This is a genomic window from Pseudomonas sp. KT_2_4 (assembly GCF_041410225.1).
Taxonomy (GTDB): Bacteria; Pseudomonadota; Gammaproteobacteria; order Pseudomonadales; family Pseudomonadaceae; genus Aquipseudomonas; species Aquipseudomonas paracarnis.
Genome location: NZ_CP166962.1, coordinates 3187501 through 3200926 on the forward strand (window position 1 = coordinate 3187501; position 13426 = coordinate 3200926).

Consider the following 13426-nt stretch of genomic DNA (forward strand, 5'->3'; position numbering starts at 1 on the left):
TGTCAGTATTAGTCCAGGTGGTCGCCTTCGCCACTGGTGTTCCTTCCTATATCTACGCATTTCACCGCTACACAGGAAATTCCACCACCCTCTACCATACTCTAGTCAGTCAGTTTTGAATGCAGTTCCCAGGTTGAGCCCGGGGATTTCACATCCAACTTAACAAACCACCTACGCGCGCTTTACGCCCAGTAATTCCGATTAACGCTTGCACCCTCTGTATTACCGCGGCTGCTGGCACAGAGTTAGCCGGTGCTTATTCTGTCGGTAACGTCAAAATTGCAGAGTATTAATCTACAACCCTTCCTCCCAACTTAAAGTGCTTTACAATCCGAAGACCTTCTTCACACACGCGGCATGGCTGGATCAGGCTTTCGCCCATTGTCCAATATTCCCCACTGCTGCCTCCCGTAGGAGTCTGGACCGTGTCTCAGTTCCAGTGTGACTGATCATCCTCTCAGACCAGTTACGGATCGTCGCCTTGGTGAGCCATTACCTCACCAACTAGCTAATCCGACCTAGGCTCATCTGATAGCGCAAGGCCCGAAGGTCCCCTGCTTTCTCCCGTAGGACGTATGCGGTATTAGCGTCCGTTTCCGAACGTTATCCCCCACTACCAGGCAGATTCCTAGGCATTACTCACCCGTCCGCCGCTCTCAAGAGAAGCAAGCTTCTCTCTACCGCTCGACTTGCATGTGTTAGGCCTGCCGCCAGCGTTCAATCTGAGCCATGATCAAACTCTTCAGTTCAAACATCTTTGGGTTTTTAAGAAACCCTAAACTTGGCTCAGCAATCGTTGGTTACATCTTTGATTTCTCGCGGAGTAACTTGTGATGCTGATAATCTTGTTGACTATCAGTCTGACTCCACAAGCACCCACACGAATTGCTTGATTCAGTTGTTAAAGAGCGGTTGGTTAAGATCTTTCGTCTCAACCGAGGCGCGCATTCTACAGCAGCCTCATTTGCTGTCAAGTGGTTATTTTCAGAAGTTTTCGAAGATTTCTTCAACAACTTCAACCACTTGCGCTTGCGATCTCTCGTAAGCGGGAGGCGAATTCTACAGCGTTACACGCTGCTGTCAACACCTCTTTTTTCAACTTCCTTTTGGCTTCGATGAACTGAAGCAACTTGCTGTCGAGAACTGCGTAACTCATTGTTTACCAAGGAGTTTTCCGTTTCGACTGCGCCGGAAGTGGGGCGAATTATAGACAGATATAATTCGCCGTCAACACCTATTTCAGACTTATTCGGATTTGAGCGTAATTCGCGCAAATGCCTTCTTGCCCGCCTGGCAAACGTGAGTGGCGCCCAGCTCGTATATAAAGGTGCGATCAACCACCTCACCATCTATACGCACACCGCCGGCCCCCAAAAGATCACGCGCGACCGCTGAATTCTTAACCAGGCCAGCTTTATTAAGCACAGCGGCAATCGGCATCGCCTCGGCAGCAGTCAGCTCAATCTCGGGCAGATCGTCAGGCAGCTCGCCATCTTTCATGCGATTACCTGCCGCACGGTGAGCGTTGGCCGCAGCCTCCTCACCATGGAAACGCGCAACGATTTCTTCAGCCAGCTTAATCTTCACATCGCGAGGATTAGCGCCCGCCTCGACATCCGCACGCAGCCCATTGATCTCGTCCATCGAGCGGAAGCTCAACAGCTCGAAGTAGCGCCACATCAGCGCATCCGGAATAGATACTAGCTTGCCGTACATCACACCCGGCGCTTCCTGGATACCGACATAGTTACCCAGGGACTTGGACATCTTCTTGACGCCATCCAAGCCCTCCAGCAATGGCATGGTCAGAATGCACTGAGCCTCCTGACCATAGGCGCGCTGCAATTCACGCCCCATCAGCAGGTTGAACTTCTGATCGGTGCCACCCAGCTCGACATCCGCACGCAGCGCCACCGAGTCGTACCCTTGAACCAGCGGGTAAAGGAACTCATGAATGGCGATTGGCTGATTGGTCGAGTAGCGCTTGTCGAAGTCATCGCGCTCGAGCATGCGCGCCACAGTGTACTGGGACGTCAGGCGAATGAAATCTGCCGGCCCCATTTTGTCCATCCAGGTGGAGTTGAACGCCACCTCGGTCTTGGCCGGGTCAAGAATCTTGAATACCTGGGTCTTATAGGTCTCGGCATTATCGAGCACCTGTTCGCGAGTCAGCGGCGGGCGCGTAGCGCTCTTGCCGCTTGGATCACCGATCATCCCGGTGAAGTCACCTATAAGGAAGATGACCTGATGGCCCAACTCCTGGAACTGACGCAGCTTATTAATAAGCACGGTATGACCCAGGTGCAGATCCGGCGCGGTCGGATCAAAGCCAGCCTTGATACGCAGGGGTTGGCCACGCTTGAGCTTTTCGATCAGCTCGGCCTCGACCAACAGTTCTTCCGCACCACGTTTTATCAGCGCTAGCTGCTCTTCAACCGACTTCATAACAGACCCGCAAGGCTCAGATTCAAAAGGGAACCAACCATACAAGATCAGGGACTAATTACAAGTTTTGCCCTGCGCACGGACACCGTTCAGCAAGCCCAGCGTTCGCGAGCTTGCGCCACAGATGATTTGGTTATATTTTATACAGTTATTTCATCTTCATCATGTCATTCATCTTTTCCATTTCATCTTCAAAGTCAAAATTACTTATGACCACTGAACCGTCTAAAGCGCCGCCGCTTTACCCGAAGACCCACCTGCTCGCCGCAAGTGGTATCGCCGCCCTTCTCAGCCTGGCACTGTTGGTATTCCCTTCCAGTGACGTTGAAGCCAAACGAACATCCCTGAGCCTCGATCTGGAAAGCCCAGTTGAACAACTGACACAAGATCAAGACGCTTCCGACGCTCAACAAGCCACAAACACTGCAACTGAGTCACCTTTCGCACAGATCGAAAGCACTCCCGAAGACACCCAGCAAGCCGCCCAGGAAGCACCTGCAGCAGCCGCAGCCAAGAATCCCCAGCATCGCGAAGTCATCGTGGGCAAAGGCGATACACTATCTACCCTGTTCGAAAAGGTTGGGTTGCCTGCCGCCGCTGTAAATGAAGTGCTCGCCAGCGATAAGCAAGCCAAGCAATTCACTCAGCTCAAACGTGGCCAGAAGCTTGAATTTGAGCTGACGCCAGACGGCCAGTTGAACAACCTGCATACCAGCATCAGTGACCTGGAAAGTATCAGCCTGAGCAAAGGCGCCAAAGGCTTCGCATTCAACCGAATCACCACCAAACCCGTCATGCGTTCCGCCTACGTACACGGCGTGATCAACAGCTCCCTGTCGCAATCGGCCGCGCGTGCGGGCCTCTCGCATAGCATGACCATGGACATGGCCAGCGTATTTGGCTACGACATCGACTTCGCTCAGGACATCCGTCAAGGCGACGAATTCGACGTGATCTACGAGCAGAAAGTAGCCAACGGAAAAGTGGTCGGCACTGGCAACATTCTGTCTGCACGCTTCACCAACCGTGGCAAAACCTACACCGCCGTGCGCTACACCAACAAACAGGGCAACAGCAGCTACTACACAGCTGATGGCAACAGCATGCGCAAGGCCTTCATCCGTACCCCCGTTGACTTTGCCCGTATTAGCTCGCGTTTCTCCATGGGCCGCAAGCATCCAATTCTGAACAAAATTCGCGCGCACAAGGGTGTCGACTATGCCGCGCCGCGTGGCACGCCAATCAAAGCGGCAGGCGACGGCAAGGTCTTGTTGGCGGGGCGTCGTGGTGGTTACGGCAATACGGTGATCATCCAGCACGGCAACACGTACCGCACGCTGTACGGCCACATGCAAGGTTTTGCCAAGGGCGTCAAGACTGGCGGCAACGTGAAACAGGGCCAAGTGATCGGTTACATCGGTACCACCGGCCTCTCCACCGGCCCGCACTTGCACTATGAGTTCCAGGTCAACGGCGTACACGTCGACCCACTGGGCCAGAAGCTCCCAATGGCTGACCCGATTGCCAAGGCCGAACGCGCGCGCTTCATGCAGCAGAGCCAGCCGCTGATGGCACGGATGGATCAAGAGCGCTCCACCTTGCTGGCTTCGGCGAAGCGTTAAGGTATGCCGCTCTATATCGGTGTGATGTCCGGGACCAGCCTCGACGGCCTGGATATCGCCCTTATCGAACAAAGCGCGGCGATCAATCTGATCGCCACTCGCTATATCCCAATGCCCGACGCCTTGCGCACAGAACTGCTGAGCCTATGCGCCAGCGGCCCGGATGAAATCGCCCGTTCGGCAATTGCCCAGCAGCAATGGGTGACGCTCGCTGCACAAGGGATCATCGCCTTGCTGGAGCAACATAACCTCAAGCCTCAGGACATTCGGGCGATTGGTAGTCATGGCCAGACGATTCGCCATGAACCCGCCCGAGGCTTCACCGTTCAGATCGGCAACCCTGCCCTACTCACCGAACTGACAGGCATCACTGTCGTCAGCGACTTCCGCAGCCGCGATGTCGCTGCCGGCGGCCAAGGCGCTCCTTTGGTTCCAGCCTTTCATGAAGCCTTGTTCGGCGAGCAGACGGGCAATCGCGCGGTATTGAATGTCGGCGGGTTCAGCAACCTCAGCCTGATCGAGACGGGCAAGCCTGTCGCCGGTTTCGACTGCGGCCCGGGGAACGTGCTGCTCGATGCCTGGATTCACCTGCAGCGCGGAGAACACTTTGATCGGGACGGGCAATGGGCGGCCAGCGGCAAGGTCCAGCCCCAGCTGCTCAATACGCTGCTCAGCGATCCGTTCTTCATGACCAAAGGCCCGAAAAGCACGGGCCGAGAGGTGTTCAACCTGGCCTGGCTGCAGCAGCACCTTGGCCGTTTGCCCACCTTTGAACCCCAAGACGTACAGGCCACCCTGCTGGAGCTGACGGCCCTGACCATCGTCGAGTCCCTGCAAAGCGCCCAGACTGACACAACAACCTTGCTGATCTGCGGCGGCGGCGCCCATAACGGGGCACTGATGGGCAGGCTGACAACGTTGCTGCCTTCTACCCATGTCAGCACTACAGCGGCCTATGGCGTAGACCCTGACTGGGTAGAGGCAATGGCCTTCGCCTGGCTGGCCCATTGCTGCCTTGAAGGCATTGCCGCCAATCGTCCCAGCGTCACTGGCGCACGTGGGCTTCGAGTGCTTGGCGCGATCTACCCCGCCTGAACCCCAGACAGCAAAACGCCGCTTGGCCCGTAAAAGCCAAGCGGCGTTTTTGTATCTGCTACCGATCAGATCGAGAACGAAGACCCGCAACCACACGTCGTGGTGGCATTAGGGTTCTTGATCACGAAACGCGAGCCTTCCAGACCTTCCTGATAATCCACCTCGGCACCTGCCAGGTATTGGAAGCTCATCGGATCCACGACCAGGCTTACACCCTCGCGCTCAACGATAGTGTCGTCATCGGCCACATCTTCATCGAAGGTAAAACCGTACTGAAACCCTGAACAACCGCCGCCCGTAACGAATACGCGCAGCTTCAAGCGATCATTACCCTCTTCATCGACCAGGCTCTTCACCTTGTGCGCAGCACCGTGGGTGAATTGCAAAGCCGTAGGGGTGAAGGACTCAACGCTCATGCTGATAATCTCCCGGCGTAGCGCCGCCATATGCGTAATGGCGGGTATTATCCGCTTCTCCTAGAAAAGCGGTCAACTATTGTTACGGTATATCAATCCGCCCAGCGACCATTAAAAATGCAAAAGGCCCGATCAAAGGGCCTTTTGCGCAACGGTGATCCCGCGTTAAGGCAACATCCCCGCGTGGGACAGGCCCAACTTCTCGTCCAGGCCGAACAGGATATTCATGTTCTGCACCGCCTGGCCCGAAGCGCCCTTGACCAAATTGTCGATCACCGACAACACCACCACCAGGTCGCCATCCTGCGGACGATGCACCGCAATACGGCACACATTGGCACCACGCACGCTGCGCGTTTCCGGATGGCTGCCGGCCGGCATCACATCGACGAACGGCTCATTGGCATAACGTTTTTCAAACAACGCCTGCAGGTCTACCGAGCGATCAGTGACAGTCGCATACAGCGTGGAGTGAATCCCGCGGATCATCGGCGTCAGGTGCGGCACGAAGGTCAGACCCACATCCTGGCCGGCAGCGCGGCGCAGGCCCTGGCGAATTTCCGGCAAGTGACGATGACCTTTTACCGCATAGGCTTTCATGCTTTCCGACGTTTCGGAGTATAGAGAACCGACCGCTGCGCCACGGCCCGCACCACTGACGCCCGACTTACAGTCGGCGATCAGCCGCGACGCATCCGCCAGGCCAGCTTCCAGCAGTGGCAGGAAGCCCAATTGCGTCGCCGTCGGATAGCAACCCGGCACCGCAATCAGGCGTGCTTGCTTGATCTGCTCGCGATTGACTTCCGGCAGGCCGTAAACCGCCTCTTCCAACAGCTGCGGCGCACCATGGGGCTGGCCGTACCACTTGGCCCACTCATCGGCGTCTTGCAGGCGGAAGTCTGCCGACAAGTCGATAACCTTGGTACCGGCCGCCAGCAACTCACCGGCCAGAGCATGGGCGACACCGTGAGGCGTGGCGAAGAACACCACGTCGCAGGCACCCAGGGTTTTGGTGTCCGGCACACTGAACGCCAGACCGTCATAGTGGCCTCGCAGGTTCGGGTACATATCGGCCACGGCCAGCCCGGCTTCGGATCGGGAAGTGATGACCACCACCTCAGCTTGCGGATGCTGAGCCAACAGACGCAGCAATTCGACACCGGTGTAACCCGTGCCGCCGACGATACCGACCTTGACCATAAACCTGCCCTCAACGAACCCACTGGAAAGCCGTCGATAATAGGGGCCGTATCGTCCTGCGACAACCGTCAACGTGACGTACGGGCGCATGAGCCACTACTATCTTCGCTACCGTGAACCTGGGAATAACTAAAATGCTCTATCTATGGGTCAAAGCCTTCCATATCGTCAGCATCGTTTGCTGGTTTGCCGGGCTGTTCTACCTGCCGCGCCTGTTTGTCTACCACGCCCAAAGCGAAGACACCGTCAGCAAGGAACGCTTCAGCATCATGGAGCGCAAGTTGTACCGGGGCATCATGGGCCCTGCGATGGTTGCCACACTGGTTTTCGGCATCTGGATGCTGGCCCTCAACCCCGGCATTTTCCAGTCGGGCGCCTGGATCCACGCTAAGTTGACCCTGGTCGTCCTGCTGATTGGCTACCATCACATGTGCGGCGCACAGGTAAAGCGCTTCGCCCGTGGCGAAAACACCCGCAGCCATGTCTTTTATCGCTGGTTCAATGAGGTCCCGGTTCTGATATTGCTGGCTATCGTAATTTTGGTCGTGGTCAAACCGTTCTAACGTCAATTACTCGGGGAACCTCCAATGTCGCTGCCCGCTCTGCTGGAACAACGTCTGCGCCTGCCCGTGGTGGCCGCGCCGATGTTTCTGATCTCTAATCCGCAACTGGTCCTGGCCTGCTGTCGCAACGGGGTAGTTGGGAGTTTCCCGGCGCTCAACCAACGCGAAAGCAGTGGCTTCAAGGCCTGGCTGGAAGAAATCGAAGCGGGCCTGGCTCAGTTGGACAACCCTGCGCCCTATGCCGTGAACCTGATCGTGCACAATAGCAACCCGCGACTGGAGGCAGACCTGGCGATCTGCGTCGAGCACAAGGTGCCCATCGTCATCACCAGTCTCGGTGCGGTAAAGGAGTTGGTGGACGCGGTTCATAGCTACGGCGGCCTGGTATTTCATGACGTCACTACCCGGCGCCATGCCGAGAAAGCCGCTGAAGCGGGTGTTGATGGCCTCATTGCCGTCGCCGCTGGTGCGGGTGGCCACGCTGGCACCTGGAGCCCCTTTTCACTGATTGCCGAAATTCGCCAGTTCTTCGACAAAACCCTACTGCTGGCGGGCTGCCTTAACCATGGGCACGAAATCCTCGCCGCCCAGGTGCTGGGGGCAGACCTGGCATATTTCGGCACGCGCTTTATCGGCACCACCGAAAGCCAGGCACCGGATGCGTATAAGGAGATGCTGCTCACATCGCGCGCCGCCGACATCGTGCACACTCCAGCAGTCTCCGGCGTACCTGCCAGCTTCATGCGCCAGAGCCTGGAAAATGCCGGGTTTGACCTCGCTGCGCTTCAAGGCAAAGGTGAAGTCAACTTCGGTTCCAAGCTCAAGCCATTGAGCGATGAGGCCAAAGCGTGGAAAACTGTATGGTCTGCTGGCCAAGGCGTCGGTGAAATCAATGATGTACCCAGTGTGGATGACCTCGTTGCCCGCCTGGATGCCGAATACCGCAAAGCACGCGAGCACGCCGCGCAACTGCGCTGGCCACGCTGACCCACTGGCAGGCCCGCCGATTGGAAGGCCTGCATACTCTCCCTGATTAAGTGACAAGGATGCCCGCATGAGCGACAGCCGTTTCAAGATTGTGTTTGACGGAGCCTTGCGCCCAGGTGTCGAAAGCACCACCGCCAAGCTGAACCTCGCCGAGTTATTCAAAAGTGATGTTGAAGCGATCGAAAAGCTCTTCACCGGCCGCCCCGTCGCGCTCAAGCGCGACCTGTCCCACCCCGACGCGCAAACTTACCTCACGGCACTGCACAACGCCGGGGTCGACGCTCGCATCGAGGCCGAACAACCTGTGGCATTCAGCCTGGCAGAAACCCACGAAACAAGCTCGTCAACCGCTGACCGCGCCGCCGCCTCACCTTATGCTCCCCCACGCGCTGCCGTTGGCGACGACCTGCCGGAGTTCGCAACCCTCAAGGTCTTCACCATCCACGGGCGCATCGGGCGCCTGCGCTACCTGGCCTGGACGCTGGCACTGACCGTCGCGATGTTGGTGGCAGCGGGCATCATCAGTACGGTGGGCTTCGCGGTGGCGACAGCCTCGCCAACCATCGCCATCATTATTGGCTCACTGCTGGGTTTCGCGCTGTTTGTGGCACTGGTAGTGGTGAGCGTGCAAATCGGCGTGCAGCGCCTGCATGACCTGGGCTGGTCTGGCTGGCTGTACCTGCTCAACCTGGTTCCGCTGGTTAACAGTGTTTTCCCGCTGCTGTTGCTGGTATTGCCAGGCAACACGGGCGCCAACCAATACGGCGCGCCACCACCACGCAACTCCACTGCGGTGAAAATCCTGGCCTCGCTGTGGCTGGCGTTCATTCCCTTGATGCTCATCATCGTCGTCACCCTGGGCATGAACGGCTACCTGGACCAGCTTGAAGCCAACATGGACAGCAGCTACGAAAGCAGCTCCATCACCTCCGATGCAGACGCCGATCAAAGCGCTATCGTTGACGAAGCCGCAGCGCAAAGTGCTGACGATGCAGCCGAACCTGTAGACTCTCCAGAACAGTGAAGAAACGCCCGCCGCCTGTGACGCACTGTCATGGGCCGGCGGCGTTGCGATGGAGAAAGGCATGACCCGTTACGCTCTGATCACCGGCGCCTCCAGTGGCATCGGCCTGGCATTGGCCGAAGCCTTGGCACGGCGTGGCCGTAGCTTGATTCTGGTGGCCCGCCAGCGTGATCAGTTGGAAAGCATTGCATTGGAATTGACCCAACGCTTCGGCGTCGAGGTACTGTTTCGCGCCTGTGATTTGGGCGAGCCGCTGCGCTTGTCCGGCTTTTTGCTGGAGCTCGAAGAGGGTGAGCGACAGATCGACCTGCTGGTCAACTGCGCCGGCATCGGCACCAGCGGGCCGTTCCTGGCCCAGGACTGGATGACCGAGCAGGACCTCATCGAAGTCAACATCCTGGCCTTGACCCGCATGTGCCACGCACTGGGCAATGCCATGGCCCTGCATGGCGGCGGGCAAATCCTCAATGTGGCTTCGGTCGCGGCCTTCCAGCCTGGGCCGTGGATGAGCAGCTACTACGCCAGCAAAGCCTACGTGCTGCACTTCTCCGAAGGGTTGCGCGAGGAATTGAAGACCTGCGGCATCAAGGTTTCAGTGCTGTGCCCTGGCCCTACGCGCACCGCATTCTTCGGCACCGCGCAGATGGATACGGCGAAACTCGACCGCAGCCAGCAACTGATGAGCCCGGAAGAAGTCGCGCTCTACACCGTGCGGGCGCTGGAAAAGAACAAGGCCATCATCATTCCCGGGCGCCGCAATCGTTGGCTGACGTTCAGCCCACGCCTGAGCCCCCGCTGGCTGACCCGCAAAATTGCCGGTGCCATCAACAAGGCCTATTGCCCGCGCTGACGGCCTACGTACACTTACCTCACTTTTCACGATGGAGATACAGCTGTGGATACTCTGTTCACCAAGATCATCAACAGGGAAATACCGGCGAAGATCATCTATGAAGATGACCAAGTCCTGGCTTTTCACGATATCGCCCCCCAGGCACCAGTGCATTTCCTGGTTATCCCGAAAAAACCCATTCGTACCCTCAACGACCTGACCGAGGACGATAAGGCGCTGGCCGGCCATATCCTGTTCACCGCCCAACGCCTGGCCGTGGAACAAGGCTGCGAAAAAGGCTTTCGTGTGGTGATGAATTGCAATGAAGACGGCGGGCAAACCGTTTACCACATCCATATGCACGTGCTGGGTCAGCGCCAGATGAACTGGCCACCGGGCTGAGTGCACAAGGGCAAATTGACTCAGCACAAACGCTGGACGCTCTCTTGCGGTAAACTGGCCGCCGAGATTCTTCCCGGAGGTCAGCATGACTACCCAACGTCACTACTCGCCGATTGACCGTCTGTTGCTGCAAGCCGACATGGCCATGCGCACTCTGCTGCCGTTCAGTGGCCAGCCCTACCGCCCATCGCCCGCCATCGTGCAGCCGGATGTACAGTTGAGCGAGACCGACACCCGTCACGTCGCAGGCCTGATGCGCATCAACCATACCGGTGAAGTCTGTGCCCAGGCGCTGTACCAGGGCCAGGCGCTGACCGCCAAGTTGCCGCAAGTGCGCGTGGCGATGGAGCATGCGGCCGAGGAAGAGATCGACCACCTGGCCTGGTGCGAACAACGCATCCGCCAGTTGGGCAGCCATCCCAGCGTGCTCAACCCACTGTTTTATGGCTTGTCGTTTGGTATCGGCGCGGCTGCCGGGCTGATCAGTGACAAAGTCAGCCTGGGGTTTGTGGCCGCGACAGAACATCAGGTGTGCAAGCACCTGGATGAACACCTGGAGCAACTGCCGGCCGAAGACGAAAAGTCACGGGCCATTCTTGAGCAGATGCGCATTGACGAAGAGCACCATGCAGAAAGCGCGCTGGACGCGGGCGGCTTCCGCTTTCCAGCCCCGGTACGGTTCGGCATGAGCCTGTTGGCCAAGGTCATGACCAAAAGCACTTATCGAATCTGAACCGAAAAAAAGGGCGCCCGAAGCGCCCTTTCTTTTGCCTGCTGCAATCAACCCAGCTCGATGATTTCGTAGTCGTGGGTAATGACCACGCCCGCAGCCCCCAGCATGATCGATGCTGAGCAGTACTTCTCTGCCGACAGCTCGATGGCACGCTTGACCTGGGCTTCTTTTAGCGCCCGGCCCTTGACCACGAAATGCATATGGATCTTGGTAAAAACCTTGGGGTCTTCAGTGGCGCGTTCAGCTTCCAGGAAGGCTTCGCAGCTTTCTACGGCCTGGCGGGACTTCTTCAAGATGCTGACCACGTCAAAATTGCTGCAACCGCCCACACCCAGCAGCAACATTTCCATGGGGCGTACACCCAGGTTACGACCGCCGGCTTCCGGCGGACCGTCCATGACCACCACATGGCCGCTGCCCGACTCACCGAGGAACATGGCTTCGCCCGCCCATTGGATGCGTGCCTTCATCGCCCAGACTCCACTGCTAAAAAAGGGTCGCCAGCTTAGCACAGGGCCTTGAAACAACAGCGCCCTGCATAAATTCGATAAATGACAGCGTTTGCCCGCTAAATTGGCTAATCGCGACAGAAAGTGTCTGGTAAGCTGGCGCCAAATGAATGGCGCATTGCCATGACTTGTACAGCATCTATCAATGAGATGCCGCTGGATAAAAACAACGCCAACTACACCGCGCAGTCTTTTCGGGATACAACCATGGTTGCTCTTACTCCCACACCCAAGATCAAGAACCTCGACAAGCTGTTGCTGCATTGCCAGCGCCGACGTCATCCGGCCAAGCACAACATCATCTGCGCCGGCGAGCGTTCAGAAACCCTGTTCTTCATCATCAAGGGCTCGGTCACCATCCTGATCGAGGATGAAGATGGCCGTGAGATGATCATTGCCTACCTCAACGCCGGAGATTTCTTCGGGGAGCTGGGTTTGTTTGAACAAGCAGGCAAAGAGCAGGAACGCAGCGCTTGGGTACGAGCCAAAGTTGAGTGCGAAGTGGCCGAGATCAGCTATACGAAATTTCGCGAATTGGCCCAGCATGATCCGGACATCTTGTACGCCCTGAGCGGGCAGATCGCCCAGCGCCTGCGCGACACCACCCGCAAAGTCGGCGACCTGGCGTTCTTTGATGTCACCGGTCGCGTCGCTCGCTGCCTGCTGGAGCTATGCAAGCAACCCGATGCCATGACCCATCCCGACGGCATGCAGATCAAAGTCACGCGCCAGGAGATCGGACGTATTGTCGGGTGTTCGCGGGAAATGGTCGGCCGCGTGCTCAAGGACTTGGAAGAACGCAACCTGGTGCACGTCAAAGGCAAGACGATGGTGGTGTTCGGTACTCGCTAGAGCGGCAGGAAGCCAGCCAGCATCTGCCGGTACAACGTGTCGAGCCGACTGATCGCATCCGGTGCGGGAAATGCTTCGTGCAGTGCGATATGGCTATCAGCGCGAACCCGCTGCTCCAAACCGCAGGCTTGATTGAAGCGGTTGACCGCCGCAATCAATTGCTCACGATCATTCTCCAGCAACATTGCGCCATGCACCAACCCGACCGGGCGGCCACCGCTTTGTCGCCAACGCTGGGCAGTGCCCACCATTTTGCGGCCATTGAGGTTGACGTTGTAACGGCCGTCGCAAAAGGCACCGTCAATTTCGCCGACGGACGCATCGCCACCCAACTCGATCAACAGATCACAAATCGGTTGGCACAAGCGCTGATAGCCGGTTTCGATGCGCCCCTGGTCGCTTTCACTGCGCGGTGGCGCATAGACCAGGGCGATATTGACCGTGGCGCCGGACTGCGGCACTGGCTCACCACCGGTTTCACGCAGCAATACCGGCCAACCCGCATCGGCCGAAACCTGGCTCGCCACCGCGAATGCCGGCAGCCGGCTCAAACGGCGCGGCATGACCAGCGCTTGGTCACTGGGCTGCCAGAACAGCAATCCGAATGCCTGCTCACCCGCGCAAACGGCTGCCAATAGGTCTTGCTCGGCGGCAAGGCCTGCTTCGACAGTCATGATCACGGGCTGGAGCATCGAACACCTACCTACCTGAATAAACACAAAACCAATGTGGGAGCTGGCTTGCCT

General features: G+C 57.7%; 14 protein-coding genes and 1 rRNA gene (1 of these 15 cut by a window edge). 9 read left to right on the plus strand and 6 right to left on the minus strand.

Features of this window, described 5'->3' with window-relative positions:
- Positions 1-749 (minus strand): 16S ribosomal RNA (locus AB9N64_RS14825); it reaches 788 nt to the left of the window's first position.
- Between the two features lie 496 nt (positions 750-1245).
- Positions 1246-2445 carry a tyrosine--tRNA ligase gene (tyrS, locus tag AB9N64_RS14830; RefSeq protein WP_038451711.1) on the minus strand — a complete coding sequence of 400 codons (1200 nt, stop codon included), beginning with the start codon at positions 2443-2445 and terminating at the stop codon, positions 1246-1248.
- Between the two features lie 209 nt (positions 2446-2654).
- Between tyrS and AB9N64_RS14835 the strand changes: the two genes are divergently transcribed.
- Both AB9N64_RS14835 and AB9N64_RS14840 read left to right on the plus strand, forming a co-directional pair.
- Positions 2655-4067 (plus strand): peptidoglycan DD-metalloendopeptidase family protein, encoded by a 1413-nt coding sequence (locus AB9N64_RS14835; RefSeq protein ID WP_014720159.1) that lies wholly within the window; start codon positions 2655-2657, stop codon positions 4065-4067.
- 3 nt (positions 4068-4070) lie between these two features.
- Positions 4071-5162: an anhydro-N-acetylmuramic acid kinase gene (locus tag AB9N64_RS14840; protein ID WP_038451714.1), complete on the plus strand. Its 1092-nt coding sequence runs from the start codon at positions 4071-4073 to the stop codon at positions 5160-5162.
- 65 nt (positions 5163-5227) lie between these two features.
- On the opposite strand, the gene erpA is transcribed toward AB9N64_RS14840, so the two are convergent.
- Both erpA and argC read right to left on the minus strand, forming a co-directional pair.
- The gene (gene erpA, locus AB9N64_RS14845) at positions 5228-5578 is read right to left on the minus strand and encodes an iron-sulfur cluster insertion protein ErpA (protein WP_003176443.1); all 351 of its coding nucleotides are present in this window, start codon (positions 5576-5578) and stop codon (positions 5228-5230) included.
- A gap of 165 nt (positions 5579-5743) precedes the next feature.
- Complete coding sequence (argC, locus tag AB9N64_RS14850; RefSeq protein WP_014720162.1) at positions 5744-6778, minus strand: N-acetyl-gamma-glutamyl-phosphate reductase; 1035 nt, start codon at positions 6776-6778, stop codon at positions 5744-5746.
- A gap of 134 nt (positions 6779-6912) precedes the next feature.
- Here argC and hemJ point away from each other — a divergent pair, with 134 nt between their 5' ends.
- The 6 genes from hemJ (at position 6913) to coq7 (ending at position 11319) form a co-directional block, all read left to right on the plus strand.
- A complete protein-coding gene (gene hemJ / locus AB9N64_RS14855; RefSeq protein WP_003194674.1) occupies positions 6913-7341 on the plus strand; it encodes a protoporphyrinogen oxidase HemJ in 429 nt (142 codons plus the stop codon).
- A 24-nt stretch (positions 7342-7365) separates the two neighbouring features.
- On the plus strand, positions 7366-8328 hold the full coding sequence (locus AB9N64_RS14860) for a nitronate monooxygenase family protein (RefSeq protein WP_014720163.1): 963 nt from the start codon (positions 7366-7368) through the stop codon (positions 8326-8328).
- Positions 8329-8395: 67 nt separating this feature from the next.
- Positions 8396-9352 (plus strand): DUF805 domain-containing protein, encoded by a 957-nt coding sequence (locus tag AB9N64_RS14865; protein WP_032903899.1) that lies wholly within the window; start codon positions 8396-8398, stop codon positions 9350-9352.
- 61 nt (positions 9353-9413) lie between these two features.
- Positions 9414-10202 (plus strand): SDR family oxidoreductase, encoded by a 789-nt coding sequence (locus AB9N64_RS14870; RefSeq protein WP_003194680.1) that lies wholly within the window; start codon positions 9414-9416, stop codon positions 10200-10202.
- 45 nt (positions 10203-10247) lie between these two features.
- The gene (locus AB9N64_RS14875; RefSeq protein ID WP_003194682.1) at positions 10248-10586 is read left to right on the plus strand and encodes a histidine triad nucleotide-binding protein; all 339 of its coding nucleotides are present in this window, start codon (positions 10248-10250) and stop codon (positions 10584-10586) included.
- A gap of 85 nt (positions 10587-10671) precedes the next feature.
- Entirely contained in the window at positions 10672-11319 is a 648-nt protein-coding gene (coq7, locus tag AB9N64_RS14880) for a 2-polyprenyl-3-methyl-6-methoxy-1,4-benzoquinone monooxygenase (protein WP_014720165.1), read from the plus strand.
- Positions 11320-11366: 47 nt separating this feature from the next.
- Here coq7 and AB9N64_RS14885 read toward each other — a convergent pair whose 3' ends face one another.
- A complete protein-coding gene (locus tag AB9N64_RS14885) occupies positions 11367-11789 on the minus strand; it encodes an OsmC family protein (protein WP_003194686.1) in 423 nt (140 codons plus the stop codon).
- A 246-nt stretch (positions 11790-12035) separates the two neighbouring features.
- On the opposite strand from AB9N64_RS14885, the gene crp reads away from it, so the two are divergent.
- Positions 12036-12680: a cAMP-activated global transcriptional regulator CRP gene (gene crp, locus AB9N64_RS14890; RefSeq protein ID WP_073525802.1), complete on the plus strand. Its 645-nt coding sequence runs from the start codon at positions 12036-12038 to the stop codon at positions 12678-12680.
- Here the strand turns inward: crp and AB9N64_RS14895 are convergent.
- The gene (locus AB9N64_RS14895; protein WP_371359494.1) at positions 12677-13372 is read right to left on the minus strand and encodes a biotin/lipoate A/B protein ligase family protein; all 696 of its coding nucleotides are present in this window, start codon (positions 13370-13372) and stop codon (positions 12677-12679) included. The two genes, crp and AB9N64_RS14895, sit on opposite strands and share 4 nt — an antisense overlap.
- Between the last annotated feature and the right edge of the window lie 54 nt (positions 13373-13426).

Coding starts and splice junctions, on each gene's coding strand:
- tyrS (WP_038451711.1), bottom strand. CDS start 2,445: ATGAAGTCGGTTGAAGAGCAGCTAGCGCTGATAAAACGTGGTGCGGAA.
- AB9N64_RS14870 (WP_003194680.1), top strand. CDS start 9,414: ATGACCCGTTACGCTCTGATCACCGGCGCCTCCAGTGGCATCGGCCTG.
- crp (WP_073525802.1), top strand. CDS start 12,036: ATGGTTGCTCTTACTCCCACACCCAAGATCAAGAACCTCGACAAGCTG.
- AB9N64_RS14840 (WP_038451714.1), top strand. CDS start 4,071: ATGCCGCTCTATATCGGTGTGATGTCCGGGACCAGCCTCGACGGCCTG.
- AB9N64_RS14895 (WP_371359494.1), bottom strand. CDS start 13,372: ATGCTCCAGCCCGTGATCATGACTGTCGAAGCAGGCCTTGCCGCCGAG.
- coq7 (WP_014720165.1), top strand. CDS start 10,672: ATGACTACCCAACGTCACTACTCGCCGATTGACCGTCTGTTGCTGCAA.
- AB9N64_RS14860 (WP_014720163.1), top strand. CDS start 7,366: ATGTCGCTGCCCGCTCTGCTGGAACAACGTCTGCGCCTGCCCGTGGTG.
- AB9N64_RS14865 (WP_032903899.1), top strand. CDS start 8,396: ATGAGCGACAGCCGTTTCAAGATTGTGTTTGACGGAGCCTTGCGCCCA.
- AB9N64_RS14885 (WP_003194686.1), bottom strand. CDS start 11,789: ATGAAGGCACGCATCCAATGGGCGGGCGAAGCCATGTTCCTCGGTGAG.
- AB9N64_RS14835 (WP_014720159.1), top strand. CDS start 2,655: ATGACCACTGAACCGTCTAAAGCGCCGCCGCTTTACCCGAAGACCCAC.
- argC (WP_014720162.1), bottom strand. CDS start 6,778: ATGGTCAAGGTCGGTATCGTCGGCGGCACGGGTTACACCGGTGTCGAA.
- erpA (WP_003176443.1), bottom strand. CDS start 5,578: ATGAGCGTTGAGTCCTTCACCCCTACGGCTTTGCAATTCACCCACGGT.
- hemJ (WP_003194674.1), top strand. CDS start 6,913: ATGCTCTATCTATGGGTCAAAGCCTTCCATATCGTCAGCATCGTTTGC.